The 25805-nt window shown below is 65.1% G+C and carries 22 protein-coding genes; 19 read left to right on the forward strand and 3 right to left on the reverse strand.

Translation table 11 applies throughout. The annotated features are described in order from the left end of the window. Positions 1–65: 65 nt before the first annotated feature. Genes N5B55_RS16975 through N5B55_RS16985 form a run of 3 tightly spaced genes read left to right on the forward strand, consistent with a single transcriptional unit; the run spans position 66 to position 4681 of the window. Entirely contained in the window at positions 66–1406 is a 1341-nt protein-coding gene (locus N5B55_RS16975) for an MFS transporter (RefSeq protein WP_304540506.1), read from the forward strand. 3 nt (positions 1407–1409) lie between these two features. Further along, positions 1410–3326 carry a sensor histidine kinase gene (locus N5B55_RS16980; RefSeq protein WP_304540507.1) on the forward strand — a complete coding sequence of 639 codons (1917 nt, stop codon included), beginning with the start codon at positions 1410–1412 and terminating at the stop codon, positions 3324–3326. Then, on the forward strand, positions 3323–4681 hold the full coding sequence (locus N5B55_RS16985) for a sigma-54-dependent transcriptional regulator (RefSeq protein WP_304540509.1): 1359 nt from the start codon (positions 3323–3325) through the stop codon (positions 4679–4681). The genes N5B55_RS16980 and N5B55_RS16985 overlap by 4 nt, the downstream gene beginning before the upstream one ends. Here N5B55_RS16985 and N5B55_RS16990 read toward each other — a convergent pair. Further along, positions 4678–5478: a YhfC family intramembrane metalloprotease gene (locus tag N5B55_RS16990; RefSeq protein WP_304540511.1), complete on the reverse strand. Its 801-nt coding sequence runs from the start codon at positions 5476–5478 to the stop codon at positions 4678–4680. The genes N5B55_RS16985 and N5B55_RS16990 overlap by 4 nt on opposite strands. A gap of 152 nt (positions 5479–5630) precedes the next feature. Here N5B55_RS16990 and N5B55_RS16995 point away from each other — a divergent pair, with 152 nt between their 5' ends. From N5B55_RS16995 to N5B55_RS17025, 7 genes are all read left to right on the forward strand, one after another. Continuing rightward, positions 5631–6044, forward strand: coding sequence for a surface-adhesin E family protein (locus tag N5B55_RS16995; RefSeq protein WP_304541834.1), 414 nt, complete (start codon positions 5631–5633; stop codon positions 6042–6044). Positions 6045–6152: 108 nt separating this feature from the next. Next, on the forward strand, positions 6153–8834 hold the full coding sequence (locus N5B55_RS17000; RefSeq protein ID WP_304540514.1) for a diguanylate cyclase domain-containing protein: 2682 nt from the start codon (positions 6153–6155) through the stop codon (positions 8832–8834). 448 nt (positions 8835–9282) lie between these two features. After that, on the forward strand, positions 9283–10443 hold the full coding sequence (locus N5B55_RS17005; RefSeq protein WP_154205463.1) for an ABC transporter substrate-binding protein: 1161 nt from the start codon (positions 9283–9285) through the stop codon (positions 10441–10443). Positions 10444–10573: 130 nt separating this feature from the next. After that, entirely contained in the window at positions 10574–11455 is an 882-nt protein-coding gene (locus N5B55_RS17010) for a branched-chain amino acid ABC transporter permease (protein ID WP_304540517.1), read from the forward strand. A 10-nt stretch (positions 11456–11465) separates the two neighbouring features. After that, positions 11466–12374: a branched-chain amino acid ABC transporter permease gene (locus tag N5B55_RS17015; protein WP_304540519.1), complete on the forward strand. Its 909-nt coding sequence runs from the start codon at positions 11466–11468 to the stop codon at positions 12372–12374. Positions 12375–12381: 7 nt separating this feature from the next. Beyond that, the gene (locus N5B55_RS17020) at positions 12382–13179 is read left to right on the forward strand and encodes an ABC transporter ATP-binding protein (protein WP_304540521.1); all 798 of its coding nucleotides are present in this window, start codon (positions 12382–12384) and stop codon (positions 13177–13179) included. Then, positions 13176–13910, forward strand: a complete 735-nt coding sequence (locus N5B55_RS17025; RefSeq protein WP_304540523.1) for an ABC transporter ATP-binding protein — start codon at positions 13176–13178, stop codon at positions 13908–13910. The genes N5B55_RS17020 and N5B55_RS17025 overlap by 4 nt, the downstream gene beginning before the upstream one ends. 108 nt (positions 13911–14018) lie before the next feature. Here N5B55_RS17025 and N5B55_RS17030 read toward each other — a convergent pair whose 3' ends face one another. Continuing rightward, positions 14019–14891, reverse strand: a complete 873-nt coding sequence (locus N5B55_RS17030) for a LysR family transcriptional regulator (protein WP_304541836.1) — start codon at positions 14889–14891, stop codon at positions 14019–14021. Positions 14892–15096: 205 nt separating this feature from the next. On the opposite strand from N5B55_RS17030, the gene N5B55_RS17035 reads away from it, so the two are divergent. The 5 genes from N5B55_RS17035 to N5B55_RS17055 all read left to right on the forward strand — a co-directional run bounded on the left by N5B55_RS17035 (position 15097) and on the right by N5B55_RS17055 (position 21243). Next, the gene (locus N5B55_RS17035; protein ID WP_304540525.1) at positions 15097–16095 is read left to right on the forward strand and encodes a zinc-binding dehydrogenase; all 999 of its coding nucleotides are present in this window, start codon (positions 15097–15099) and stop codon (positions 16093–16095) included. 127 nt (positions 16096–16222) lie between these two features. After that, positions 16223–16540 carry a YciI family protein gene (locus N5B55_RS17040; RefSeq protein WP_304540527.1) on the forward strand — a complete coding sequence of 106 codons (318 nt, stop codon included), beginning with the start codon at positions 16223–16225 and terminating at the stop codon, positions 16538–16540. Positions 16541–16592: 52 nt separating this feature from the next. Next, positions 16593–17996 carry a ClcB-like voltage-gated chloride channel protein gene (locus tag N5B55_RS17045; protein WP_304540529.1) on the forward strand — a complete coding sequence of 468 codons (1404 nt, stop codon included), beginning with the start codon at positions 16593–16595 and terminating at the stop codon, positions 17994–17996. Between the two features lie 282 nt (positions 17997–18278). Next, positions 18279–20507: a TonB-dependent receptor gene (locus N5B55_RS17050; RefSeq protein ID WP_304540531.1), complete on the forward strand. Its 2229-nt coding sequence runs from the start codon at positions 18279–18281 to the stop codon at positions 20505–20507. Positions 20508–20556: 49 nt separating this feature from the next. Continuing rightward, positions 20557–21243 carry a Fe2+-dependent dioxygenase gene (locus tag N5B55_RS17055; RefSeq protein WP_027679602.1) on the forward strand — a complete coding sequence of 229 codons (687 nt, stop codon included), beginning with the start codon at positions 20557–20559 and terminating at the stop codon, positions 21241–21243. A gap of 35 nt (positions 21244–21278) precedes the next feature. Here N5B55_RS17055 and N5B55_RS17060 read toward each other — a convergent pair whose 3' ends face one another. Beyond that, positions 21279–21425 carry a hypothetical protein gene (locus N5B55_RS17060; protein WP_173004129.1) on the reverse strand — a complete coding sequence of 49 codons (147 nt, stop codon included), beginning with the start codon at positions 21423–21425 and terminating at the stop codon, positions 21279–21281. A gap of 291 nt (positions 21426–21716) precedes the next feature. Here N5B55_RS17060 and pip point away from each other — a divergent pair, with 291 nt between their 5' ends. From pip to N5B55_RS17080, 4 genes are all read left to right on the forward strand, one after another. Beyond that, complete coding sequence (gene pip / locus N5B55_RS17065; RefSeq protein ID WP_304540537.1) at positions 21717–22670, forward strand: prolyl aminopeptidase; 954 nt, start codon at positions 21717–21719, stop codon at positions 22668–22670. A 3-nt stretch (positions 22671–22673) separates the two neighbouring features. Continuing rightward, positions 22674–23579 (forward strand): LysR family transcriptional regulator, encoded by a 906-nt coding sequence (locus N5B55_RS17070; RefSeq protein ID WP_304540539.1) that lies wholly within the window; start codon positions 22674–22676, stop codon positions 23577–23579. 103 nt (positions 23580–23682) lie between these two features. Continuing rightward, positions 23683–24351: an HAD-IA family hydrolase gene (locus tag N5B55_RS17075; RefSeq protein WP_304540541.1), complete on the forward strand. Its 669-nt coding sequence runs from the start codon at positions 23683–23685 to the stop codon at positions 24349–24351. Between the two features lie 10 nt (positions 24352–24361). Then, positions 24362–25510 (forward strand): DSD1 family PLP-dependent enzyme, encoded by a 1149-nt coding sequence (locus tag N5B55_RS17080; RefSeq protein WP_304540543.1) that lies wholly within the window; start codon positions 24362–24364, stop codon positions 25508–25510. Positions 25511–25805 lie beyond the last annotated feature (295 nt).

Raw genomic sequence — 25805 nt, forward strand, 5'->3', positions numbered from 1 at the left:
CGCACACCCGACTGTGTGCGACATGTCACCAGCAAAGGCCGCCGCCAACGCTCCAAGGAGACACCATGACGCAGCCCCAGGCTGGCGCGGTCACGGGCGAGTTGCCGCCCACGTACGCCCCCATCAAGGACACCCCCGCAGATGTTCGCCGTCGTCTGCGTTCCATCTTTTCCGGTTCGGTTGGCAATCTGGTCGAGTGGTACGACTGGTATGTCTACTCGGCGTTTGCGCTGTACTTTGCCAAGTCGTTTTTCCCCAAGGGTGACCAGACTGCCCAGTTGCTCAATACGGCGGCGGTCTTTGCAGTGGGCTTCCTGGCGCGTCCGCTGGGCGGCTGGCTGATGGGCATCTACGCCGATCGTTACGGCCGCAAGCGCGCGCTGTTCTTCTCGGTGGTGCTCATGTGCGCGGGCTCGCTCATCATCGCGCTCACGCCGAGCTACGCGACGATCGGCGTTGCGGCGCCGGTACTGCTCGTGCTGGCGCGGCTGCTGCAGGGGCTGTCGGTTGGCGGGGAATACGGCACGTCGGCCACGTACCTGAGCGAAGTCGCCAACAAGGAGAACCGCGGCTTCTACTCGAGCTTCCAGTACGTCACGCTCATCGCCGGCCAACTGACGGCGCTGGCGCTGCTGATCGTGCTGCAGCAGTTCGTGCTGTCGCCGGCGCAGCTCGAGGCGTGGGGCTGGCGCGTTCCGTTCTTCATCGGCGCGCTGTGCGCGCTGGTGGCAATGGCCATGCGCTCGCACATGGAGGAAACGCAATCCTTTACCGCCGCGAAGGCAAAAAAGAAGCGCGGCACGCTGTCGGAACTGGCCAAGCATCCGCGCGCCGTTGCAACAGTCGTGGGGTTGACGATGGGCGGTACGGTGGCGTTCTACACGTACTCGATCTACATGCAGAAGTTCCTGGCCAACACGGTCGGGCTGTCGAAGGACACGGCGACGCTGGTGTCGGGCGCCACGCTGCTGCTGTTTGCGATGCTGCAGCCGATCGTGGGCGGGTTGTCCGACCGCATTGGCCGCCGCCCGATCCTGATCGCGTTCGGCGTGCTCGGTACGCTGTTTACCGTGCCGATCATGACCGGCATCAGCCAGACCACCAACGTGTGGGCGGCCTTCTTCCTGATCATGGCCGCGCTGGTGATCGTCTCCGGCTACACGTCGATCAACGCGGTGGTGAAGGCCGAGCTGTTCCCTGCGGAAGTGCGGGCGCTGGGCGTGGGCCTGCCGTATGCATTGACGGTGTCCATCTTTGGCGGCACGGCGGAGTACATCGCGCTGTGGCTCAAGCAGGCGGGTCACGAGTCGCTGTTCTACTGGTATGTGACGGGCACGATCTTCCTGTCGCTGTTGGTGTACGTGTTCATGCGCGATACTCGCGAGCATTCCCGCATCGAAGATTGACCCATGTCGCCAACCGACGGCCACGCCGACCTTGCTCCGCTCGCGCACGGGCGCGGCTGGCGCGTGGCCGTCGCGCTGGCGATGGCGGCGTGCTGCGCCGCAGCGGGATGGGGCGCTTACGCCGTCGCCCTGCAGCGCTACGTTGCCACGCGGGCCGAAGAGGCCGGCCAGCGCACCACCTTCTACGCGCAGAACCTGCGCAGCACGCTGGCCCGCTATGAATCCTTGCCCAGGCTGGCGGCGTTGGAGCACGTCCTGCACGTTGCCCTGCAGGAGAACCCCCAGGCTGGCGATGCTGTCACGCGCCGCGCGGCCAACGCTTATCTGAAAGAAGTACAGGCCGCCACCGATCTGGCTGCCGCTCATCTGATCAATACGACCGGCCTCACAATCGCGGCCAGCAACTGGGACCTGCCAACCTCGTTCGTCGGCCAGAACTACGCGTTCCGCCCGTACTTTGTCGAGGCCATGCGCGAAGGGCTCGGTCGCTTCTACGGCGTGGGCAATACCACCGGCGAGACGGGCTATTTCGTTGCCGCCCCCGTACGCGAAGACAACAAGCCGATCGGCGTGGTGGTTGTGAAGGTCAACCTTGATGCGTTCGAGGCCACGTTGTCGCGCAGCGGCGATACGGTGCTGCTGGTGGATCGGCACGGCGTAATCTTCCTGTCGTCGGTACCCGAGTGGAAATACCGCACGCTCGGCACCTTGAACGCGGATCAGCGCGCCGCACTTGAGGCGACGCGCCAGTACGCACCGCACATCCTCACGCCGCTCGGAATGAGAGGCGGGCAAGCTGAAAGCGTCCCCTTTTCTGCGGACCATCCTCCGCAGACGGTGCGCGTGGCGCTGCCCGGGAAATCGGCGTCGACACTGCGTGTGCAGTACCGCCCGGTGGGCCTGCTCGGGTGGCAGGTCGCCGTGTTGATCGACCCGCGCGACGAGCAGCGCACCGCGCTGGTGGCCGGGGCGAGCGCCGCCTTCGCGATGGCGCTGGTCTTCGCCGTACTCGTTGCGTTGCGTCTGCGTCAACGCCGGCGCGAAGAGCAGCATCGCGCGCGCGCCGCTCTGCGCGAAGTCCAGCGTGACCTGGAAGCGCGCATCGCCCAGCGCACTGCCGAGTTGACGTCCGCCAACACCGCGCTCGCCGGCAAGGTCGAGGCGCTCGATGCCGCGCAACGCATCCTGCGCGAGACGCGCGATGCCGCCGTGCAGGCCGGCAAGCTGGCTGTGCTCGGCCAGATGGCCGCCGGCATCACGCACGAACTCAACCAGCCGCTCACCGCGCTGACCACGCTGTCCGACAACGCGAACCAGCTTGCCGAGCGCGGACGCATCGACGATGTGCGCGGCAACCTCACGCACATCAGCCAGCTTGCCGAGCGCATGGGGCGCATCGTTTCGCACATCAAGGCGTTCTCGCGCAAGGGCGATGCGGCACGCGCAACTGTGTCGGTGGATGAAGCCATCCGCCAGGCACTGATGCTGATCGAGACGCGCCGGCGCCAGGCCGGCGTGACAGTGATCGCCGACCCGGTGCCGGCAGATTTGGCGGTCTGGGCCAATGCCGTTCGGCTCGAGCAGGTGCTCGTCAACCTCATCCGCAACGCCATCGACGCCACCGCCGAAGCCCCGGCAGCCGAATCGCCGACCGTGCGCGTGAGCGTCGAACCCATCGAGAAATGGGTACGCATCACCGTCCGCGACTTTGGCCCGGGCATTCCCGCCGATGTGCTGCCGCGCCTGTTTGAGCCCTTCTTCACCACCAAGGACGAAGGTCAGGGCCTGGGGCTCGGTCTGGCGATATCGCTTGCGATCATCGAGGATTTTGGTGGCCGGCTCGAAGGCAGTAATGCCGGTGACGATGCGGGTGGCGCAGAATTCGTCATCGAGCTTGAACGCGTTGTGAAAGCCACATGACTGAACACGGTACGCCGGACCCTTCCCCCATCGATCACGCGCCCGTCTTCCTGATCGAAGACGATGACGTGGTGCGCCTGGGCTGCGAGCAAGCGCTCACGCTGGCGGATGTGCCGGTGCAGTCTTTTGCCGATGCGGAAAGCGCGCTGGCCGCACTCGCCACGCAACCACCGGCCGTGGTTGTCACCGACGTGCGCCTGCCCGGCCGCGACGGCCTGGCCGTGCTGCGCGAGATGCTGCAGCACGACCGGCAGTTGCCCGTCATCCTCATCACCGGCCATGGCGATGTGACGATGGCGGTGGCTGCCATGCGCGCCGGCGCGTACGACTTCATGGAGAAGCCGTTCCACTCCGAACGCCTGGTTGACGTGGTGCGGCGCGCGTTGGAAAAGCGCAGGCTCACGTCCGAAAACCTGCGGTTGCGTGAAGCGTTGCACGGCCGGCAGGCGTACCCATTGATCGGCCAGAGCGCTGCCATGCAGAACGTGCGCCGGCTCGTCACCGCACTGGCGCCGACCGATGCCGACATCCTCGTCACGGGCGAGACCGGCTCGGGCAAAGAGGTGCTCGCGCGTGCCATTCACGAAGGCAGCCGACGTCGTGGGCCATTCGTCGCCCTCAATTGCGCGGCGCTGCCGGAATCCGTTTTCGAGAGCGAGATGTTCGGTCACGAGGCGGGCGCATTTACAGGGGCCAACCGGCGCCGCATCGGCAAGTTGGAATATGCCGATGGCGGCACGCTGTTCCTTGATGAAATCGAATCGATGCCGCTGGCCTTGCAGGCCAAGCTGCTGCGTGCGCTGCAGGAACGCAGCATCGAACGGCTGGGCAGCAACGCGAGCGTGCCGGTCAATTGCCGGGTGGTGGCCGCCGCCAAGGTCGACTTGAAGGAGGCATCCGATCGGGGCCAGTTCCGCGCAGACCTGTATTACCGCTTGAATGTCGTGTCGATTGCGCTGCCGGCGCTACGCCAGCGTGCCGAAGACATTCCGCTACTGATGGCCCACTTTCTGCAGCAGGCCGCGGTGCGCTACGAGCGGGCCGCGCCGGACTGGTCGGCGCAGGACATGATGCGCTGGCAGCACCACGACTGGCCCGGCAACGTGCGCGAGCTGAAGAACGTCGCCGAGCGCTTTTGCCTCGGATTGGACGACGGCCTGGTGGCTTCGGAGGCAAGCCAGCATTCCCTGGCGGGCCGGATGATGGCAGTCGAACGTACCACCATCGAGGAAGCCCTGCGCGCCACGGAGGGTAACGTTGCGCGCGCGGCGGATTTGCTGGCCGTGCCGCGCAAGACGCTGTACGACAAGCTCAACCGGCACGGGATCGAGCCGGAGCGCTTCCGCAGCAGTTAGCGCAGCGAGGATTCGCCGATCTTGCGACCACCCTGCGGCGGCCAGCACGTTGCTGCCAGCAGCACGGCCGCCACGGCGTAGATCGCTTCAGTTACCGCCAGCGGCAGCACATGTACCTGGTACAGCGCAGCCGGCAAGTCTGCCAGCGCATGCAGCAACACCGCCAGCACGACAATCACAAAACGCCGCTGCCGCACCGCGTGCCACACCACCAGCGTGAGCGTGAACTGAATCAGCATCGCCGCAACGCGCTCGCTGATCGCACCGAGCGCGAGCCACGGCGAAAGCTGCGCGAGCATGGCGTGAATCGTCCCCGTCATGGCGTCGGCGCCGCTGGCCGCCAGACGCGATTCGAGCTCGCCGCGGTTGCTGGCAATGCCGAACATCACCATCTGCGCCTGCGATGCCGCACCGACCAGCCACGCCTCGATGCCCGCGTGCCCGAGCGCATACGCCACCGGTGTGGCGGCATCCCCGGGCTTGCGCACGAGAAAACGCAGGCCGAGCCAGCGGCCGCTTTCCTCGAACACACCGGCCATCAGCGCGCCGTAGATGACGAACAGCGCAGGCATGCGCAGCCAATGCGCCGTGGTCGGATTGAGTTGCAGCAGATACAGGTGCAGCGTGCGCTCCAACACCAGCGCAAAGACGACAAACACGGCCGCGCCCACACCGATGTCGCGCCACACCAGATGAAAGCGCCGCCGCAGCCAGAACCACGCTGCGACCGGGACGCTTGCGATCAGTAAGGCCGCGGCAGCGTGGGCAACGAGAGCAGACAGGGCAACAGTGGGCATGGGGGATGGCGCGGTGAGGACGATGAAAGGTCGCCGCATGCTACCTGAGGGCGCAGGCGCGAGTCTTGCGGACCGATTGTTACAATATGTGCCTGCGGCAGCAGTGTCGCTTCTTGGCTTCTTGAAATGCAGGACGGACGGTCGTGAAACGCATGATGTGGCGGTGGATCTGGATATGCGGTGTCGGCGTGGGCGCCTTCGGCATGGCGGCGCCCGCCCAGGCGGCCCGCTGGCACGAATATCTGGCGACGACGTCAGTCGTGGCTTCCATCGATCGCACGTCGCTGCGCTCCAACCGGACCGGCCACAAGACTTTTTTGGCGCGCACCGTTCTCAAACGCAGCGAGCGCCGCGCCCACGGCGCCCGCTACCGTCCCGGCACGGTGATCCTCTCGCGCCAGGAGATCGACTGCCACCGCCAGCGCATCCGTCTGGTCGATTACGTTGTGCGCGGTCCCGACGGCGCCACGCTTGATAGCGATACCGCGGCCGGCGCGCACTGGATGCGCATCCGCCCGGGTACGCTGGCGGCGCGGTCCGCCGCTTACGTCTGCGGTCGCCGCTAGACACCGCTGCGGCTCGACAACGCGCGGCGGGCAGAGCACTATGGTGTCTGCCCTCCCACTACAAAAGGACGCCGGCCGCGAGGGGCACCGGCGCCAGCCGACCGTCCGATGAAACTGACCCTGAAGTCGCAGGCGGCCATCATGGCGACCGTCATCAGCGTGACGGTGGTGAGTCTGTTCGGCTGGTCGCAACGGGAGCCGATCCGCCGCGAAGTCATGGCGCAGATCAAGGTGCAGCAGACGGCCCTCGTCAAGGAGTCGGCAGAAGACCTCAAGCAGCGGCTGGACACGTATCTGGGCGTGCTCGAACGCACCGCGCAGCAAATGCACGTCGTGCGGTTCAACAGCCCCGCCGACGAAGCGGCGTTCTACCAATCCATCCAACCGGCCAGCGGCCTGTTCGACGGCGTGTTCCTGGCCTCGGCCGACGGCAAGGTGACCGCCACCTCGACGCGCCGCGCAAGCGTGGTCGGCATCGACATTTCGGATCGGGATTACTTCAGGCAGATCATGGTGGTCGACCAGCCGACCATCTCGGCTCCGCTTCGCAACCGCGTGGGGGGCGAGCCCATCGTCATCATGGCCGCGCCCGTGCATGATCAGGACGGTAACCTCGTCGGGCTGATCGGCGCGTCGCTGTACCTGCTCAAACCGAACTTTCTGGGTGACCTGCGCGACATGCGGGTGGGCCAGACGGGTCACGTCTATCTCGCCACGCGAGGTGAAAACCCGGTCTATATCGTCCATCCCGACGCCGACAAGACGCTTGCGCCGCTCGATGCCGATCCGACGGTGGCCGCGGCCTTCCGCGCGGACCCGGATGCGCTGCCCGAGCGTGGCGGCGACGTGGTCACCACACAAGACATCATCGCCGCCGGTTGGACGCTTGCTGCGGTGTTGCCCGGCGCGGAGGCCAACCGGCAGCTCTTCCTCATGCGGCAGCGTTTTCGCTGGTCGCTGCTGGTGCTGGCGGCGCTCATCGGCGTGTCGGTCTGGGCGGCGATGCTGTGGCTGTTGCGTCCGCTGGGCCGGCTGCATGCCGTCATGACGCAGCTTTCCACCACGGACTTGCGCAATGCGCCGCCGCTTGAATTGGGCGGAGCCTCGGCGGAAATCGACGCGGTGTCGCGGGCGTTCCACAAACTGATGGGTGAGGTGATCCGCCAGCGCGCGGAACTCGAAGCCGTGAACGATGCCTCGCCGCTTGGGTTGTTCCGCTCCGATGCGAACGGCCGGACGGTCTATACCAACGCGGCGTATCGCCGGCTGCTTGGCGCCACGCACGAAGAGGCGCTGGCCGACGTGTGGCTTGCGCGCCTGCACCCGGCCGACCGCGAAGCCACCATGGCCGGTTGGCGCGATGCCGTCGCGCGCGGGGCCGGCTACCACGCCGAGCAGCGCGTGATCGTGCCGGGTCTCGGCGAGCGGTTGCTGATCGTTACGACTGCGCCGGTGCGGGTGGACGCGGAGGTGGTCGGCCACGTTGGGGTCATGGAAGACATCACGGTACGCGCTCGGGCGCAGCAGGCGTCGCGCGTGTTGACCAAGATCCTCGATTCGACCACCGACTTTGTCGCGCAGAGCGACATACATGGCAACGTCACGTACATGAATCCGGCTGGACGCCGCTTTGCCGGCATCCCGTTGGACGCTACGCTCCAGGGCATGACCGTAGCGGATTTCTACCCACCCGAGACGATCGGCTGGCTGCGCGAGGTGGCGGTGCCGGCAGCTGCACGCGATGGCGTATGGATTGGCGAAACCACGGTGCGCGGTGCCGAAGGTCAGGTCGTGCCGATCAACCACATGATCATTGCGCACCGCGATCCCGCCGGGCGCATGGAGTATTTCTCGTCTGTCATGCGTGACATCACGCAGGACAAGGCCGCCAAGGAAGCGCTGCAGCGCAGCCGCGAAACGCTGCAGACCGTGACGGATGCGCTGCCCGCGCTCGTGGCCTTCATCGATACCGAAGAGCGCTTCCGCTTCCTGAATGCAGCCTACGAAAAAGCGTACGGACGATCGCCCGCGAGCATGCTCGGGCAGACGCTGCGCGAAGTCGTGGGCGACGATGCTTACGGCATCCTTCGCGATGCGTTGCGGCGTGCGCTGGGCGGCGAGACGATGGTCTTCGAGCGCGAACTCCGCGGCCGCGATCTGTACCGCTGCGAAGAGATCAGCCACCTGCCGCAATTCGACGCGCAAGGCCGCGTAGCGGGGGTGCATTCCGTCACGCTCGACATCACGGAGCGCAAGAAGCAGGAGCTGCGCCTGCGCGCGCTGACCACCACCGACCACCTCACCGGCCTCGCCAACCGTGCCGGCTTTGAAGAGCGTTTGCTCGCGGCGCTGGACCAGGCACGTTTGAACGGATCCACCGGTGCGCTGCTGGTAGTCGATCTTGACGGCTTCAAGGTCGTCAACGATACGCACGGGCACGCCGTGGGCGATGCGCTGCTGCGTATCTTCGCGCAGCGCCTGGCGCGGGCCGTGCGCCCGTATGACGGCGTGGCGCGTTTCGGTGGCGACGAGTTCGCCGTCATCCTGGAGCACCTGTCGCACCCGGACGACGCGAAGACGGTTGCGGCCAATATCCTGGCCGCATGCAACAAGCCGTTTCGCTTGCGCGAGGCGATGGTGCAGGTGGGCGCGAGCATCGGTATCGCGACTTTCGACGCGCGCACGCTGGCGCAGAGCGTCGTTTTCGAAGCCGCCGACGAGGCACTCTATGAAGCCAAATCGCGCGGCAAGGGATTGTTTGTGAGCGCCGACGAGCTATCGACGGGCTGATTTCGCGGTGCCGCAAGGCACGCAGAAACGGGTACGCTCGGCGTCGATCTGGCGGTATTGCGCAGGCAATAGTGCGCCGCAATATCGGCCCCCAGGCTGGGCGACGGACAATCCCCTATCGCACGGTTGTGCGCTTTCCGGTAAAGTCCCGCGACTGACTGCACGCGCCGGCCACCCCGGTGCGTCGCACGAGAGCGCTGTACCCATGGCGCCTTCGCTTCACACTCCGACGCACTTTCGGTGCGCGCATGTCCGATCCGGCATCGCTCGCCCGGCAGGTCTTCCGCCGTTTCGCCAACGTTGCTTGTCTGCGTGGCGCGAATCCCGGCAGGCAAGCGTCCGGACGCGATGCAGGGCGCATGCGGGGGAGCGACGGTGTTGGGCCAGCGCATCTTCGAGACGAATCGCATTCACGCAATCGCGACGGACAAACAAGGAGCAGGTTCGCATGCAAAAAATGATCACACGGCTGCTGTTGACGGCAGTGGCTGCGGGGGCGGCAATCGCAACGGGCGCGGCAACGGCGGCCCAGGACATCAAGATCGGCGTGGCCGAAGCGCTGTCGGGCGGCGCAGCCCAATACGGCGTGGCCATCCGCAACGGCTTCCAGTTGGCGGTCGATGAGATCAACGCTGCGGGCGGCGTCAACGGCAGCAAGATCGCACTGGTGATCGAAGACGAGCAGGGCAAGAAGGAAGAGGCCATCAACGTCTTCAAGAAGCTGATCTTCCAGGACAAGGTGGCGATGGTGTTCGGCCCCACGCTGTCCAACTCGGCCCAGGCGGCGGACCCGATCGCGCAGGCGTCCAAGACGGTGGCCTTTGGTACCTCCAACACCGCAGACGGCATCACCAGCATCGGCGATTTCGTCTTCCGCAATTCCGTGACCGAAGCCGATGTGCTGCCGGCCACGATCCAGACCGTTGTGAAGAAGGCCGGCGTGAAGAAGGTGGCCGTGCTGTACGGCAACGACGACGTCTTCACCAAGAGCGGCTACGACAACTTCAAGAAGGCGCTTGAAGACCTGAAGATCCCGGTGACGACCACCGAAACGTTCGCCAAGGGCGACGTGGACTTCAAGGCGCAGCTCACCAAGATCAAGGCGACGAACCCGGATGCAATCGTGCTGTCCGCGCTGATTGCGGAGGGTGGTCCGATCATGGTGCAGGCGCGCCAGCTTGGCCTGAACGTGCCGGTCATCGGCGGCAATGGCATGAACTCGGTCAAGGTGTTCGACCTTGCCAAGGACAAGTCCGACAACCTGTGGGTGGGCAGCCCGTGGTCGATCGAGAACCACACGCCCGAGAACAGCAAGTTCATCACCGCCTACACCACCAAGTACAAGGCAGCGCCGGACCAGTTTGCGGCGCAGGCGTATGACGCCATGTACATCGCGAGCAAGGCGCTGAAGACGGTCAAGTTCAGCGGCAACCTCGAAGCCGACCGCAAGGCGATCCGCGACGCACTGCCGGCAGTGAAGCACACCGGCGCGACCGGCGCGTTTGCATTCCGCCAGGTGACGGCGCGCGGCAAGCCGGCCGGCTACGACGCGGTGCAGACGCCGATCGTGAGCGTGACCAAGAACGGCAAGTACACGATCGAGAAGTAATCTTCGGTTCTCGTTGAAACCCTTTGAACGAGACAGGCGGGGCGTAGCTAAACCTACGCCCCATCGCTTTTTTTGTGGCTGCCTGGTGACTGCCTTGGTCACGTTCGGCCGCACCTCACTCTGATTCATCATGCTGGAACAGCAACTCGTCAATGCGCTGTCGCTCGGTTGCGTGTATGCGTTGTTCGCCCTGGGATTCACGCTGGTTTTCGGCATCCTGGGCGTGATCAACCTGTCGCACGGCGCGGTCTTCATGCTGGGTGCCTATGCGGCGCTGCAGGTCGTTCTCCACTTCGAACTGCCGCTCTGGGCGGCGCTGACCGTCGGTTTTGTCGTGAGCGGGGTGGCCGGACTCGTCATCGACGTGCTGCTGCTGCGCCCACTGCGCCGCCGCAACGCGCCGCACCTGATTCCGATGATCGCCACCATCGGCGCCGGAATCGCCATCAACAACGCCATGCAAGGTGTGTTCGGGGCGGAGAACCTGCGCTTCCCCGCCGGGCTCGTGTCAGATGCCTCGCTGGACCTGGGCGGCATTCATCTCACCCCGCTGGAGCTGAGCATCATCGTGCTGTCGTTCGCGCTGATGGCGGCGCTCATGCTGCTGCTCAAGCGCACGCAACTCGGCCGCGCGCTGCGGGCGATTGCGGAGTCGCCCAAGGCAGCGGCGCTGCTCGGCATCAATGTCGAAGGGCTGTTCCTGCTGACCTCGTTTGCGGCCGCCGCGCTGGGCGGGTTGTCGGGCGTGCTGATCGGCCTGTACTCCAACGCCGTGTTCCCGCTGATGGGCCAGCCGATGCTGCACAAGGGCATCGCGGTGATCATCCTGGGCGGCCTGGGCGACATTCGCGGTGCGATGCTCGGCGGGCTGTTCCTCGGGTTTGCCGAGGTGCTGTCGGTGGCCTACATCGGCTCGACCATGCGCGACGCGGTGGCGTTCGGTCTGCTGTTCCTGATCCTGCTGGTGCGGCCGCAAGGGCTGTTCGGCAAGGTGCTGGAACGCAAGGCATAAGGAGACCGACATGGAATGGTTCGACAACTTCTGGTCGGTCTACAGCAACCTGGTGCTCACGCTGGGCATCAATGCCTTGCTGGCGCTGTCCATTTACCTCACGCTGTCGTGCGGCCTGCTGGCGATGGCGAACGCGGCCTTCATGGGCATCGGCGCGTACACCTCCGCACTGCTGACGATGAATGCCGAGATGCCTTTTTCCTTCGCGCTGCTGGGCGGCATGGCGGCACCGGCCGTGGTGGCCGTCGTCATCGGCCGGCCGACGCTGCGTCTTTCGGGCGTGTATCTGGCCATGGCCACGCTTGGTTTCGGCGAAGTCGTGCGCGTGCTGATCCTGAACACCGAGAACTGGACCGGCGGCGCGCTGGGCCTGAACGGCATTCCTCAATTGACCCAGTGGTGGCATGTGGCGGTGGCCGTATTGGCCACGCTGTTCGTGCTGGCGCGCATGCGGCGCTCGAAGGTCGGGCGCGCATTCGAGGCCATCAAGGAAGACGAAACCGCTGCGGGCCTCATGGGCATCAACGTGGCGGGCGCCAAACTGCTGGCGTTTACGCTGGGCGCGGCCATTGCCGGGCTGGCGGGCGCACTCAACGCGCACCTGACGTTCTTCATCGGCCCGAACGAATTCGGCTTCGACCGCGGCGTTGAAATTCTCACGATGACGATTCTTGGCGGCACGAACGGCCTGACGGGCCCGGTGCTCGGCAGCCTGATCCTGTCATTGCTGCCCGAGCTGCTGCGTGCGTTCAAGGATTTCCGCCTGGTCGTCAACGGCGTGATCCTGATGGTGATCGTGCTGTTCCTGCCCAAGGGCATTTGGGATCCGGCGCGTTTCGCGCGCTGGCTCGGCATCAAGCGCGGCGGCACGATGCCTGGCACGGGCGCCACCCCGGCTGCTTCCAATGAATCGCACTGAGGCCGCCATGCTGAAACTCACCTCCATTTCCAAGCGCTTTGGCGGCCTGTCGGTCTTGCAGGACGTCAACATTGAAGTGCCGCAAGGCAGCATCTTTGGCTTGATCGGCCCGAACGGCGCCGGCAAGACGACCGTCTTCAACCTCATCACAGGCCTGCTGGCCCCCACCGGTGGCTCGCTCACATTCAACGGCGAAGATCTCGTCGGCAAGAAGCCGCACCAGATCACGCAGATGGGCATTGCGCGCACCTTCCAGAACATCCGCATCTTCAAGGAGATGACGTTGCTGGAAAACGTGGTGGTCGGCATGCACCGGCATCTGGACTACGGTGCGCCGGGCCTGCTGCTCTCGCTGCCGAAGTACCGCGCCGCCGAGCGTCGCGCGCGCGATCGCGCACTGGAGCTGCTTTCGTGGGTCAAGCTCGACCACAAGGCGCATGACATTGCCGACAACCTCTCGTACGGCGACCAGCGCAAGCTTGAACTCGCGCGGGCCTTGGCCACCGAGCCCAAGCTGCTGCTGCTCGACGAGCCCGTCGCCGGCATGAACACGGGCGAGAAGGTCGACCTGATGGCCGAGATCGAAAACATCAAGGCGCGCGGCTACACGATCTTCATGATCGAGCACGACATGCGTTTCGTGATGGGCCTGTGCGAGCGCATTGCGGTGCTGAACTTCGGCCGCATCATCGCAGAGGGGCCGCCAGAGGCGATCCGCAACGACCCGCAAGTCATCGAAGCGTATCTGGGCCGCGATGACGACGATGACGCGAACGGCGAGGCCGCGCAGAAGGAGACGGCATGACCACGTTGCTGGAAGTGAAAGGGCTCGATGTGTCGTACGGGCACATCGCAGCCGTGAAGGGCATCGACTTTGCGCTCAAGGCGGGCGAGATCACCTCACTGGTCGGCGCAAACGGTGCGGGCAAATCGACCACGCTGCTGGCGCTTTCGGGCCTGATTCCGAAGTCGCAGGGTGATGTGCGCGGCAAGATCCTGTTCGAAGGCGAAGACGTTACGCAGTGGTCTGCCCACAAGCGTGTGGAACGCGGCATCGTGCAGGTGGCCGAAGGGCGCGCCACGCTCACTACGATGACGGTGCGCGAGAACCTGGAGCTGGGCGCCTATACACGAAACGCGCGCAAGGACCGCGGCCAGATCGCCTCCGACCTGGAGCGCGTATTCCACCTGTTCCCGCGCCTGAAGGAGCGCATCGACGGTCTGGCCGGCAACCTGTCGGGCGGCGAGCAGCAGATGTTGGCCATCGGCCGCGCGCTGATGGCGCGTCCGCGCGTGCTGCTGCTGGATGAACCATCGATGGGCCTCGCGCCGATCATCGTGCAGGAGATCTTCCGCATCCTGCGCACCATCAATGCCGAGGGGCTGACGATCTTCCTGGTCGAGCAGAACGTGCGCCAGGCGCTGAAGATCGCGCAACACGGCTACGTATTGGAAACCGGCGAGATCGTGCTGGCGGATAGCGGCAAAAACCTGCTGGGTAATCCGCGCGTGCTCGAAGCCTACCTGGGCGGCTGAGTGTTTCGGACGCGCCTCGGCATGCAACATTGCCGAGGCGCAAGAACCGCATATCCATTGGGTTTGCGGTTCGTTTTCATCCAAAAGCGTACCCGTTTCTGCGTACGTTCAAATCCCCGCCAAGACGTGTCGCTGTGCGTCGAACAACGCGATCAATGCGTCGGCCACGGCCCGCACGCGTGGTGATCGACGAACGTCGGGGTGGATCACCAACCAGATTTCTCGATGCAACGCAGGGTCGTCAACGGGCAATCGGCGCAAAAGCGTACCCGTTTCTGCGGGCGCGCCAAGCAGGTGCGGCAGCGCTGCGACACCCAGTCCGGCCAACGCTGCCTGATGCATTGCTGCCAGATCGCTGCAACGTAAGACCACGCGACGGTCGCCTGCGTAGTTGTCCAGCCAGCGCTGTTGCGGCACGTGACGCAGGTTGTCGTCGTAGCCGATGAATTCCCATTCGGATTCGGGGCGTGCGAGCACCTCTGCGGTGGCGTACAGACCGTAGCCGAGGTCGCCCAGCGGCCGTGTCGCCAAGGCAGACGACGTTGGACGCGACAGGCGCACCGCCAGGTCGGCCTCGTGCGCCATCAGGTTGGCGTTGCGTTTTTCGCCCAGCAGCACGAGGTCGATGCCGGGCCATTGCCGGCGCAGCGTCGCCAGGTTGGGCGCGATGATGTGGCTGGCCACCGTGGGTGGCGCAGAGATACGCACCGTCCCACGCAAGCTGCCCGCGCCTGCTGCCGCACGTACAAAGCCAGCGGCTTCCTGCTCCATGCGTTCAGCGCGTTCTGCCAGCGCGTTGCCCTCCGCAGTCAGGCGCCAGCCGCGCGGCAGGCGGTCGAACAAGCGCACGCCCAACGATTGCTCCAACGCATCTGCACGCCGCGCGACCGTGGTGTGTTCCACCGCCAGACGTCGGGCAGCGGCCGACAAGCTGCCCTCGCGCGCCAGCACGAGAAAGTAGCGCACGTCATCCCACTGCAAGGAAGAAGAAGGTTCGACCGCCGCCGCACGCGCCAGGGCACGCACGTTTTTTGGCCAATCTGAGCTTTTTTGCACAGAAGCTGATCAGTTTTTGTGAATTCCCGGGTGATTCTGAACGGATTACGCTTGTTTCACAACGTGATGAACGCAGTACCCGTCACCACAAAAACCGAAAAGCGTACCCATTTCTGCGAGGACTTTTGCCATGCATGCCAAAGTGATTCAACTCCGTGAACCCGGACCGGCATTGGCTCTGCGGGCCGCCAGCCTGATGTTGCCACCACCCGCACCGAACGCGTTGACGGTGCGCCACACCGCCGTTGGCGTGAACTTTGTCGACGTGTATCACCGTACCGGCTTGTATCCCGTTGCGGCGTTTCCGGCAGTGCTCGGGGTGGAGGGTGTCGGCGTGGTGGAAGCATTGGGTACAGACGTACGCGGTTTTGTGGTGGGCCAGCGTGTCGCCTGGGCCGGCTTGATGGACGGCGCGCCCGGCGGCTATGCCAGCCACCGCAACATCCCGGCCGAACGGGCGATTGCCTTGCCCGATGCGCTGGATGACGAAACCGTGGCAGCCACGTTGGTCCGCGGCATCACTGCACACATGCTGCTGACGCGGGTACGGCAGGTGCGCGCCGGCGATACGGTGCTCGTGCATGCCGCAGCCGGCGGCTTGGGCGCGTTGCTGGTCCAGTGGGCCAAGCGCCAGGGGGCGCGCGTGATCGGCACGGTGGGCAGCGAAGCGAAGGCCGCCATCGCCATCGGCCACGGCGCGGACCACATCGTGCTGCATCGCCAGCAAGATGTGCGCGAAGCCGTGCTCCAGCTCACCGGCGGGGAAGGCGTCGACTACGTGGTCGACGGCATTGGCGGCGCCATGCTGCAGACCTCGTTGGCGGTGACGCGACCCTTCGGCATGGTGGCAAGCATCGGTCAGGCGGGCGATGTCGGCAACGCTCAAACGAACGCCGTCGATCTTGCAGCGCTTGGGCCATCGCGATCCATTGCGTTGGCGCGGCCGGGTGTCATCCGCTACATGGCCGATCTGTCGAACTACCGGACCGGGGCACAGGCCGCTTTGCAGCGCATGCTCGAGGGCGTGCGCGTGCCGGTGGGCGGGACCTATGCACTCGAAGATGCCGCTGCCGCCCACACTGCACTGGAGGCCGGACACACCGTCGGGGCCTTGCTCTTGCGCCCTTGAGAACCCTGCGCGGCGAAGGGTTTCCGTGCAAAGCGTACCCATTTCTGCGGGACACTGAGCGTGGTTGTTTCACGCTGCCGGGTCTCGCGTTTCGAAGGTGTCACATCCACCCACAAGGAGCCATCGCATGCTGTACCTGATTCTTTTCAACTACACCGCACCGCTTGAAGCACTCGATCGTGTGCTGCCTGCGCACCGCGCGCATCTGGACGCCCACTATGCGAGCGGCCACTTCCTGATGTCGGGGCCGTTCTTCCCGCGTGAAGGCGGTGGGATCCTGGCGCGTGCCGAATCCCGCGAAGAGATCGACGCCATCGTCGCGCGCGATCCTTTTGTGATCGAAAACCTCGTGCAGGCGCGCGTCATTGCCTGGGGCCCGAATCGTCGAAGTGCAGATACACCACAAGCGTGGCTGCCAGACGCCGTGGTCGCGACATCGACTTAAAACGGGTGCGGTGCCGTCGCTATCATGTCGACCTGTCCTGATGTGAATCGACATGACCGACACGCCGCCGCCTCAACCGGATATGCCGCGCCAGCCATGGTGGCGGCGCGCGATTGCCCGACTGCCCTTCGGTCGCGAGCATCTGGTGTTCGTGATTGCCGGGCTGATCGGCTGCGCGGGCGCCTTGTCGACGATCCTGTTTCGCGAATGCCTGCGTCAACTGCAATGGTGGCTTTCGGGTACGGACCAAGGTTTGGTGGCCACGGCGCGGGCGCTGCCTTGGTGGGCGCGACTGCTCGTGCCGACCGTGGGCGGACTGCTGGCAGGCATCACGTTGCAGGTGGGCCTGAAGTGGATTCCCCGCAAAGGCTCAGATGACTATATGGAAGCCATTGCCGTGGGCGATGGCGTGTTGAGCGCGCGGCAGAGCCTGGTACGCAGCGCGTCGTCGTTGTGCTCGGTGGCCAGCGGCGCATCGATCGGGCGCGAAGGGCCGATGGTGCAGCTGGCGGCAATGTGCGGCTCGCTGGTCGGCCGCGTGCTGCGGCACTGGACGCCCGTGCCGGTCGAGCAATTGCGTCTGCTGGTCGCCTGCGGTGCCGCTGCCGGCATCACGTCTGCCTACAACGCGCCCATCTCCGGTGCGGTGTTCGTCTGCGAAATCGTGTTTGGTGTCATCACCACGGCGACGCTCGGGCCGCTGCTGGTGGCGGCGGTCACCGCTGACATCGTGGTGCGCCAATTCTTCGGCTACGGGGCGGTCTACGAGATGCCGCACTTCGATTTCGTTTCCGGCTGGGAAGTGCTGACGTATCTCGGCCTGGGTCTGGCCGCGGGGATGGCTGGGCCGTTGCTGCTCGGTTTGATCGACCGCGCGCGCGATGCGTTCGCACGTACCAGGCTGCCGCTTACGTTGCGCTTGGCCGCCGGCGGGTTGATCGTCGGTGTGCTTTCAACGGGCGTGCCCGAGGTCTGGGGTAACGGCTACAGCGTGGTCAATGCGTTCCTGCACGAGCCGTGGCTGTGGCAGACGGTGGCGCTCGTGCTGATCTGCAAGGTGGTGGCGACGGCGTCAAGCGCAGGGTCGGGCGCAGTGGGCGGTGTCTTTACGCCCACGCTGTTCTGCGGCGCCGCGTTGGGTTTGCTGTATGGAACAGGCATGCACGCGCTGCTGCCGGATGCAGCGCCCGTGCCGGTCAGCTACGCCGTGGTCGGCATGGGCGCGCTGCTGGCCGCCACCACGCATGCGCCCCTCATGTCGATCCTCATGATCTTCGAGATGACGCTGTCGTATCAGGTGGTGCTGCCGCTCATGTTGGCTTGCATCACTGGCTATGTGACGGCGCATGCGGCAGGTGCCCCGTCCGTGTATGCGCGTGCGCTGGCGCGCAATCGTCAGGACGCAGGCGACGCCGCCGCGCACCTTCCAACGCCCCCGAATGGCACGCAGAAATAGGTACGCTTTGACGCTGATCCATCAACGGCCATCAGTGTTCGGAGATCGCCCCCTCGCCTTGTCAGCTAACTCGAAGCAAAAGCGATCTATAGGTTGCTTTTTGGGTTGCGTTTTCGGGAACTTTTAGGCGGCCCTTCGACATTTGTTGCTATTGCGAATCGTTATCATTTATATTTGCGTCCGCAATACGTAGTGCGCTCTCGTGCACGGCGGCACGGGCGCAGGAGGGCGTTCCGTCCCGGCTGGCACTCAATAGAAGAGCGCCGCCGGAGAAACCACGCAATGAACCGCCGCACGCCCGTCGCCAGCGCCCTGTTGGCTTTGTTTGCCACGCCCACCGTCGCCCTTGCCCAGCAGGCCACGCTTGCGCAGGCACCCGCCACCGCCACCTTGCCGGAAGCCGTTGTAAAAGGCGCCGCCCCTCGCGACGACTACAACGCCGCCAGAAGCTCCATTTCCAAACTGCCTGAAAACCTGCGCGATGTGCCGCAATCGGTGACGGTCGTGCCCAAGGCGTTGACCGACGCGCAAGGCGGCAGCTCGCTTGCCGATGCGCTGCGCAATGTGCCTGGCATCACCATTGGTGCGGCCGAAGGCGGGCAGATCGGCAACAACATCAATCTGAACGGCTTCTCGGCGCGTACCGACATCTACCTCGACGGCTTCCGGGATCGCGGCCAGTATTACCGCGACCTGTTCGCCCTCGATTCAGTCGAAGTGTTGATGGGCCCGTCGTCGATGCTGTTTGGCCGCGGCTCGACGGGCGGTGTCATCAACCAGGTGACGAAAAAGCCGAATCTGAAGGCCGCCACGGAAATCACCGGTTCGGTCACCACCAACGGTCTCGTGCGGGCGACCGCCGACGTCAACACCCCCACGTCTGGCACTTCTGCATTCCGCATCGCCGCGATGGCGCAGAACGGCAAGTCGAGCACACGCGACGAGATGACCGCGCAGGATTTCGGCATCGCGCCGTCGTGGCGCTTCGGCATCGGCACGCCGACCGAGGTGACACTGTCCGCGCTGCTGCAGCACAACCGCGACATGCCCGATTACGGCCTGCCGAACCTCAACGGCCACCCGGTCAACGTCAGCCCAAAGACGTACTACGGCTACACCGATGACCGCACCACGCAGGACGTGGCGTCGTTCTCGGCCACTGTCGATCACAAGTTCTCGCCCAACCTGCGACTGCGCAATAAGACGCAGTTCAATTACGTCGAGACGGACGCGCGGGAGACAGCGCCCAACTCCGTCGGTACGGTCAATTCGTCGGGCGTGTTCACGGCGCTGACCAACAGCAATCTGCCGCTCTCCGCGCTGTCGGTGCGTTTGCAAAGCCATGACCGCCGCATCCGCGACTATTCGCTGTTCAACCAGACCGAGCTGACCGCTAAATTCGATACGGGTTCGGTCAAGCACACGCTGCTGGCCGGCACCGAGTTCGGCCACGACGGCTACGACAACCAGAATTACTATCGCAACGGTTCGTGCAACGGCACGCCGCTGGCGCAGTCGAGCATGACGAGCGGCTTTGTGTCGTGCGAGCCGCTGGTCAGCCCGAGCTACACCACATCGCCGGCCAGCACACCGTCGAGCCTGGGCAACCTGCAGGGCGGCTCGGCCAACACGGTGGCGGCGTACTTCAACGATTCGATCGAATTCACCAAGCAATGGAAGGCGGTCGCCGGCCTGCGCTATGACCGCTACGTGGCGAGCATTTCGAATTCGCTGAACTCGGCGAACACGCCTGCGTCGGCCAAGATCACCGCGCTGCCGTACGCCCAGCAGACCGTGAACTTTGTCAGCACGCGCCTGGGCGGCATCTGGCAGCCGACGGACTGGCAGTCGTACTACGTGTCGTACGGCACGTCGTTCAACCCGTCATTGGAACAACTCGTGGGCACCACGGGCCAGCAGGGGTTGGACCCGGAGAAGAACAAGTCGTACGAGGCCGGGGGCAAGTGGGATCTGCTCAACGGCGACCTGTCGGTCAACTCGGCGCTGTTCCAGATCACCAAGGACAATGCCCGCACGCAGATCGACAGCACGACGTACACGTCGGCAGGCAAGATCCGCGTGCGCGGTGCGCGCCTGGGTGCGACTGGCCACGTAACCGACAAGCTGCAGATCTTCGCGGGCTATACGTACCTGGATGCGCAGATCGTCAACGGCATCGCCGCGGGCACGCAGGGCATGACGCCGGCCAACACGCCCAAGCACGCCGCGACGGTGTGGACGAGCTACGCCTTCCTGCCGAACTGGGAAGTGGGCGCAGGCGCGTTCTACATGTCGCAGCGCTACGCCAACAACACCGACACGGTGCAGGTGGGCGGCTTCGTGCGCTGGGATGCGATGCTGGCTTACCACCAGCCGAAATACGACGTGCGTCTGAACCTGTTCAACGTGTTCAACAAGACGTATTACGATGCGCTGATTCCGTCCGATGGCGGCCGCGCCGTGCCGGGCACCGGCCGTGCGGCGATGCTGTCGGTGGTGTATCGGATGTAATGGCTGGGGGATGGGCCCTCGGCCAGCATCCCCGTTTTCTTCGAGCGCCATGCTTGTCTGCATACCGAACGTCTTCAACGCCGCGCAGGTGGCTGCGCTGCGCGATCTGCTCGACAACGCGGGCGATGCCTGGGTGGATGGCCGTGTGTCGGCCGGCTATTCGGGGGCGCCGGTCAAGGTCAACCAGCAGATCGATGAGGGCGCAGAAGTGGCCCTGCAGTGCCAGCAGCTCATCCTGAGCGTGCTGGAGCGGCACCCGCGCTTCATCAGCGCGGCGTTGCCGAACGTGGTGTACCCGCCGATGTTCAACCGCTACGGCGAAGGCATGACCTTCGGCGCGCATGTCGACGGCAGCGTGCGCATCCACCCGCACAACGGCACAAAGCTGCGTACCGATATCTCGGCCACGCTGTTTCTGTCAGACCCCGCCAGCTACGATGGCGGCGAACTGCAGATTGAAGACACCTATGGCATGCACAGCGTCAAGCTCAATGCCGGTGACCTGGTCATCTATCCGGCAACGAGCCTGCATCAGGTGACGCCCATCACGCGCGGGGTGCGCGTGGCGAGCTTCTTCTGGATCCAGAGCCTGATTCGCGATGACGCGCAGCGCGCCATGCTGTTCGACCTGGACAACGCCATCCAGACGCTCAACCAGACCGACGCCGATGCCACCGCGCGTCGCACCCTGATCGGGGTGTATCACAACCTGATGCGGCAGTGGAGCGAGACCTGATCTGAGCCGGCAGCGCCACACCGGGAAGGTTCAGCTTAGCGGCCCGAACGGCGATATAGCTCAGCCATCATGCCGCAGCTTTCCACGTGCAGCGCAACGGCGCGGCTGGCTTCACGGCGCACGATTTGCCAGAAACGGGCGAGGCGCGAAGTGCGGGCGGCTTTGAGAGCGACGGTGTTCATGGCGATTCCTTCTGCGGACTGATTTAGGGATAACCCTAGTAGGGAATACCCGAATGCTAGCCCGAATATTGCGGCGCAGCAAATCACAGTGGGCAGTGTCGCCTCGTCACCACATGGGGGTGGCAGGTTCGTCACTCAGCCGATCGTGCAGGGTTGCTGGTGGCGCGAGCAAACGTGCCTCCCGCTGGCACCGCCATACCGGCGCGAGCGTGTTCGTCACGCCTCCTTGCTAGCGACAACCGCTCTGTAGAATCAGCCCATTCCCACGGCAACCTTTCGACAGGACCGACCATGTCTGCACTGCGCACGCTGTATCCGCCCATCGAACCGTATGAAACCGGCATGCTGGACGTGGGCGATGGCCACACGGTCTACTACGAGCGCGTCGGCACGCCCGGCGCCAAGCCGGCGGTGTTCCTGCACGGTGGGCCGGGCGGTGGTGTTTCGGCAGACCACCGCCGCGTGTTCGAACCGGCACGCTACGACGTGATGCTGTTCGACCAGCGCGGCTGCGGGCGGTCAACGCCGCACGCGGGCCTGGAGGCCAACACGACGTGGCACCTTGTGGCCGATATCGAACGACTGCGCGCCATCGCCGGTGCGGACCGTTGGCTTGTCTTCGGCGGCTCGTGGGGCTCGACGTTGGCGCTCGCTTACGCGCAGAAGTATCCGCAGCATGTGAGCGAACTGGTGCTGCGTGGTATCTACACCGTCACGCAAGCCGAGCTGCGCTGGTATTACCAGTACGGCGTGTCCGAGATGTTCCCCGAGAAATGGGCACGCTTTCAGGCACCGATTCCGGAGGCCGAGCGCGGCGACATGATTGCGGCCTATCGCAAAGTGCTGACCGGCAACGACACCGCCAAGCAGATCGAAGCTGCCCGCGCGTGGAGCGTGTGGGAAGGCGAGACCATCACGCTGCTGCCCGACCCCGCCAACAGCGCGAAGCACGCCGACGACCATTTCGCCCTGGCCTTTGCGCGGCTGGAGAACCACTACTTCACGCATCAGTGCTGGCTGGAAGAGGGCCAGCTACTGCGCGAGGCGCACAGGCTGGCAGGCATTCCGGGCGTGATTGTGCATGGCCGCTACGACATGCCATGCCCCGCGCGCTATGCATATGCGTTGCATCAGGCGTGGCCGGATTCGGACTTCCACCTGATCGAAGGTGCCGGTCATGCGTGGTCCGAGCCGGGCATCCTCGATCAGTTGCTGGCCGCAACGGACCGCTTTGCCGGCAAGTAACCCATGACGGACTCCGCCGACCTGCGCTTCCTGCTCGCCATCCAGCACAACGGCAGCCTGGTGGCGACGGCGCGCGCGTTGGACTTGACGCCGTCGGCCGTGTCGCAGCGCCTGCAGCAGTTGGAGAAGAAGCTGGGCACACGGCTGGTCGACCGCACGGCGCGCAGCCTGCGCTTTACGCAAGAGGGCGCGCTGCTGTGCGAGCGCGGGGCAGAGCTGATCCGCCAGCTCGATGCACTGGCGGAGGATTTGCACACGCGCCGTGGCGGCCTGGTCGGCACGCTCAAGGTGAATGCGCCGCTGGGGTTTGGGCGGCGCTACGTGGCGCCCGTCATTGCGGATTTTCAGCAGCAGCATCCTGATGTCGACATCGAACTGGCGCTGTCCGATGCGCCGCTTGTCGAGGCGGCGGACCGCTTTGATGTGGTGGTGCATATCGGCGCATTGCAGGTATCGAACCTGGTCGGCCATGCGATTGCGCCGAATGCGCGCTTTGTCTGCGCGTCGCCTGCGTTCGTGAAGCGCTTCGGTTTGCCGGAAACGCCCGATGACCTTGCCGCGCTGCCTTGCATCGTTCTGCGCGAGAACAAGGAGGACGTGTCGCTCTGGCACTTCAGCAAGGGCCGAACGAGCCGCAGCGTGCGCGTGCCCAGGCCGCTCATCTGCAACGACGGCGATGTCATCCGCCAGTGGGCGTGCGAGGGGCGCGGCGTGATCCTGCGCTCGGAATGGGATGTCGCCGACGACCTGCGCGCAGGCCGCCTCCTGCGATTGCTGCCCGGCTGGAAGGCGCCGGACGCCAACGTGATCGCCCTCACGCACAACCGCGCGGGGTTGCCGCAACGCAGGCGTCACTTCATGCAGGCGCTGCAAGGCCGTTTCAAGCCGCAGCCACCGTGGCGTGCTTGATGTAGCACTACTGAATCTTTGATTCAAGCCAGCTTCACCGAAAGCCGGTGCGGGGTACCTACAATCGGCTGCATCGATCCCTACCGATTTGCAGGTGACCAGCGTGAACGTTTCCACCGCCTCCACCGTGTCTCCCGACACCGGCTATCCCAAGGCCATCCTGTTCGATCTGCTGACCGCGTTGCTCGATTCGTGGTCGCTCTGGAACCGCGCTGCCGGCTCCGAACAGGCAGGCCGCACTTGGCGCGCCGAGTATCTGCGGCTCACGTACGGCTGTGGCACGTACGTTCCTTATGAAGCGATGGTGCGGCAGGCCGCGCAGAACGTCGGCTTGCCGGCTTCCGCGCCCGAAGCGCTCGAAGCGAACTGGTTGCAGCTCGCACCGTGGAGTGGCGCTGCGCAGGCGCTGGCCCAGCTCCAGCCGCACTGCAAGCTGGCCGTGGTCACCAACTGTTCGGAACGGCTGGGCCGGCAAGCCGCCGCGCTGTTGCCGATCACGTGGGATGTCGTCATCACGGCCGAGCAGGCCGGCGTGTACAAGCCCGACCCGAAGCCGTATCGCATGGCCCTCGAGCAGCTTGGCGTGGAGGCGGCCGACGCGGCATTTGTGGCGGGCTCCAGCTACGACATGTTCGGCACGGCGGCCGTCGGCCTGCGCACGTATTGGCACAACCGGATCGGCCTGACGCCGGTGGAGGGCGCCCAGTTGCCGGAAATCACCTCGCCCACGCTGGACGATCTGCTGCCTTGGGCCCGCCGTTTTGCAGCATGAGGATGCAACCATGACCACCGACACACACGTGATTGACACCATCGACACGCCCGCAGCGTTGATCGACCTGCCGCGCATGCAGCACAACATCGCCCGCATGCAGCACCGCATGAACGCGCTGGGCGTGAAATTCCGCCCGCATGTGAAGACCACCAAGTGCCTCGACGTCGTACGCGCACAGGTGGCGGCCGGCGCGCAGGGCATCACCGTATCGACGTTGAAGGAGGCCGAGGCCTTCTTTGCCGCCGGTATCAAGGACATCCTGTACGCCGTGGGCATTGTCGCCACCAAGCTGCCGCGTGCGATGGCGCTGCGCAAGCGTGGCTGCGATCTCAAACTCGTGGTCGACAACGCCGAGGCCGCGCATGCGGTCGTCGACTACGCCCGCGCACACGGCGAGCGCTGTGAAGTGTGGATCGAAGTCGACACCGATGGGCACCGCTCCGGCATCACGCCCGAGCAGGACGCGCTCCTGGAAGTCGGCCGCATCCTGAAAAACGGCGGCATCGACGTGGGCGGCGTGATGACGCACGCCGGCTCCAGCTACGATCTGAACGACCGCGCCGCGCTGGCCGCATTGGCCGAGCAGGAGCGCGCCGGTTGCCTGCGCGCGGCGCAGCGCTTGCGCGAAGCCGGGGTGCCCTGCGCAGCGGTAAGCGTGGGTTCCACCCCAACGGCGTTGGCCACCGAACACCTCGAAGGCGTGACGGAGGTGCGCGCCGGCGTCTATGTGTTCTTCGATCTGGTCATGCACAACGTGGGCGTGTGTGCGATGGACGAGATTGCACTGAGCGTGCTGACCACCGTGATCGGTCATCAGCCCGACAAAGGCTGGGTGATCGTCGATGCGGGATGGATGGCGATGAGCCGAGACCGCGGCACCGCCAAGCAGTCGCATGACTTTGGCTACGGGCAGCCGTGCACGCTCGACGGTACGCCGCTCGAAGGGCTCACGCTGATCGGCGCGAACCAGGAGCACGGCATTCTGGCGGCCAGCGATGGCTCGGCGCGTGAAGACCTTGTGGCACGCTTTCCTGTCGGCACGAAGCTGCGTGTGCTGCCGAACCATGCGTGCGCCACGGGGGCGCAGTTTCCGGAGTATCTGGCGGTGTCGTCGCGGGGTGTGGTGCAGACGTGGGCGCGGTTCCACGGCTGGTGACCCGTCCGCACCGTGTGTCAATAACGCAAGCAGCGCCCATTACGGCGTCAGGTTGGCACGGCCAGGAAGGCTTGAGGTATTCGGCGGTTGGTCACGACACCCCACGCAATCGTCGCTGGCAGGGGGTTGTCGCGCTGTCGGTGGCGGCGTTCTGAGCGGCGCTGCTGAATCGGAGCGGGGGCTGATCGCGCAAATCTGTCGATACATTGGCGGGAGCGTTGCCGTGGCTTTGCTGGCGATTCGCTGGCGCGGGGCGCAACCGCTGCGTCACGCTGAATCCGTCCGCACAACAAAA

It is taken from the genome of Ralstonia pickettii, assembly GCF_030582395.1.
Classification (GTDB): domain Bacteria; phylum Pseudomonadota; class Gammaproteobacteria; order Burkholderiales; family Burkholderiaceae; genus Ralstonia; species Ralstonia pickettii_D.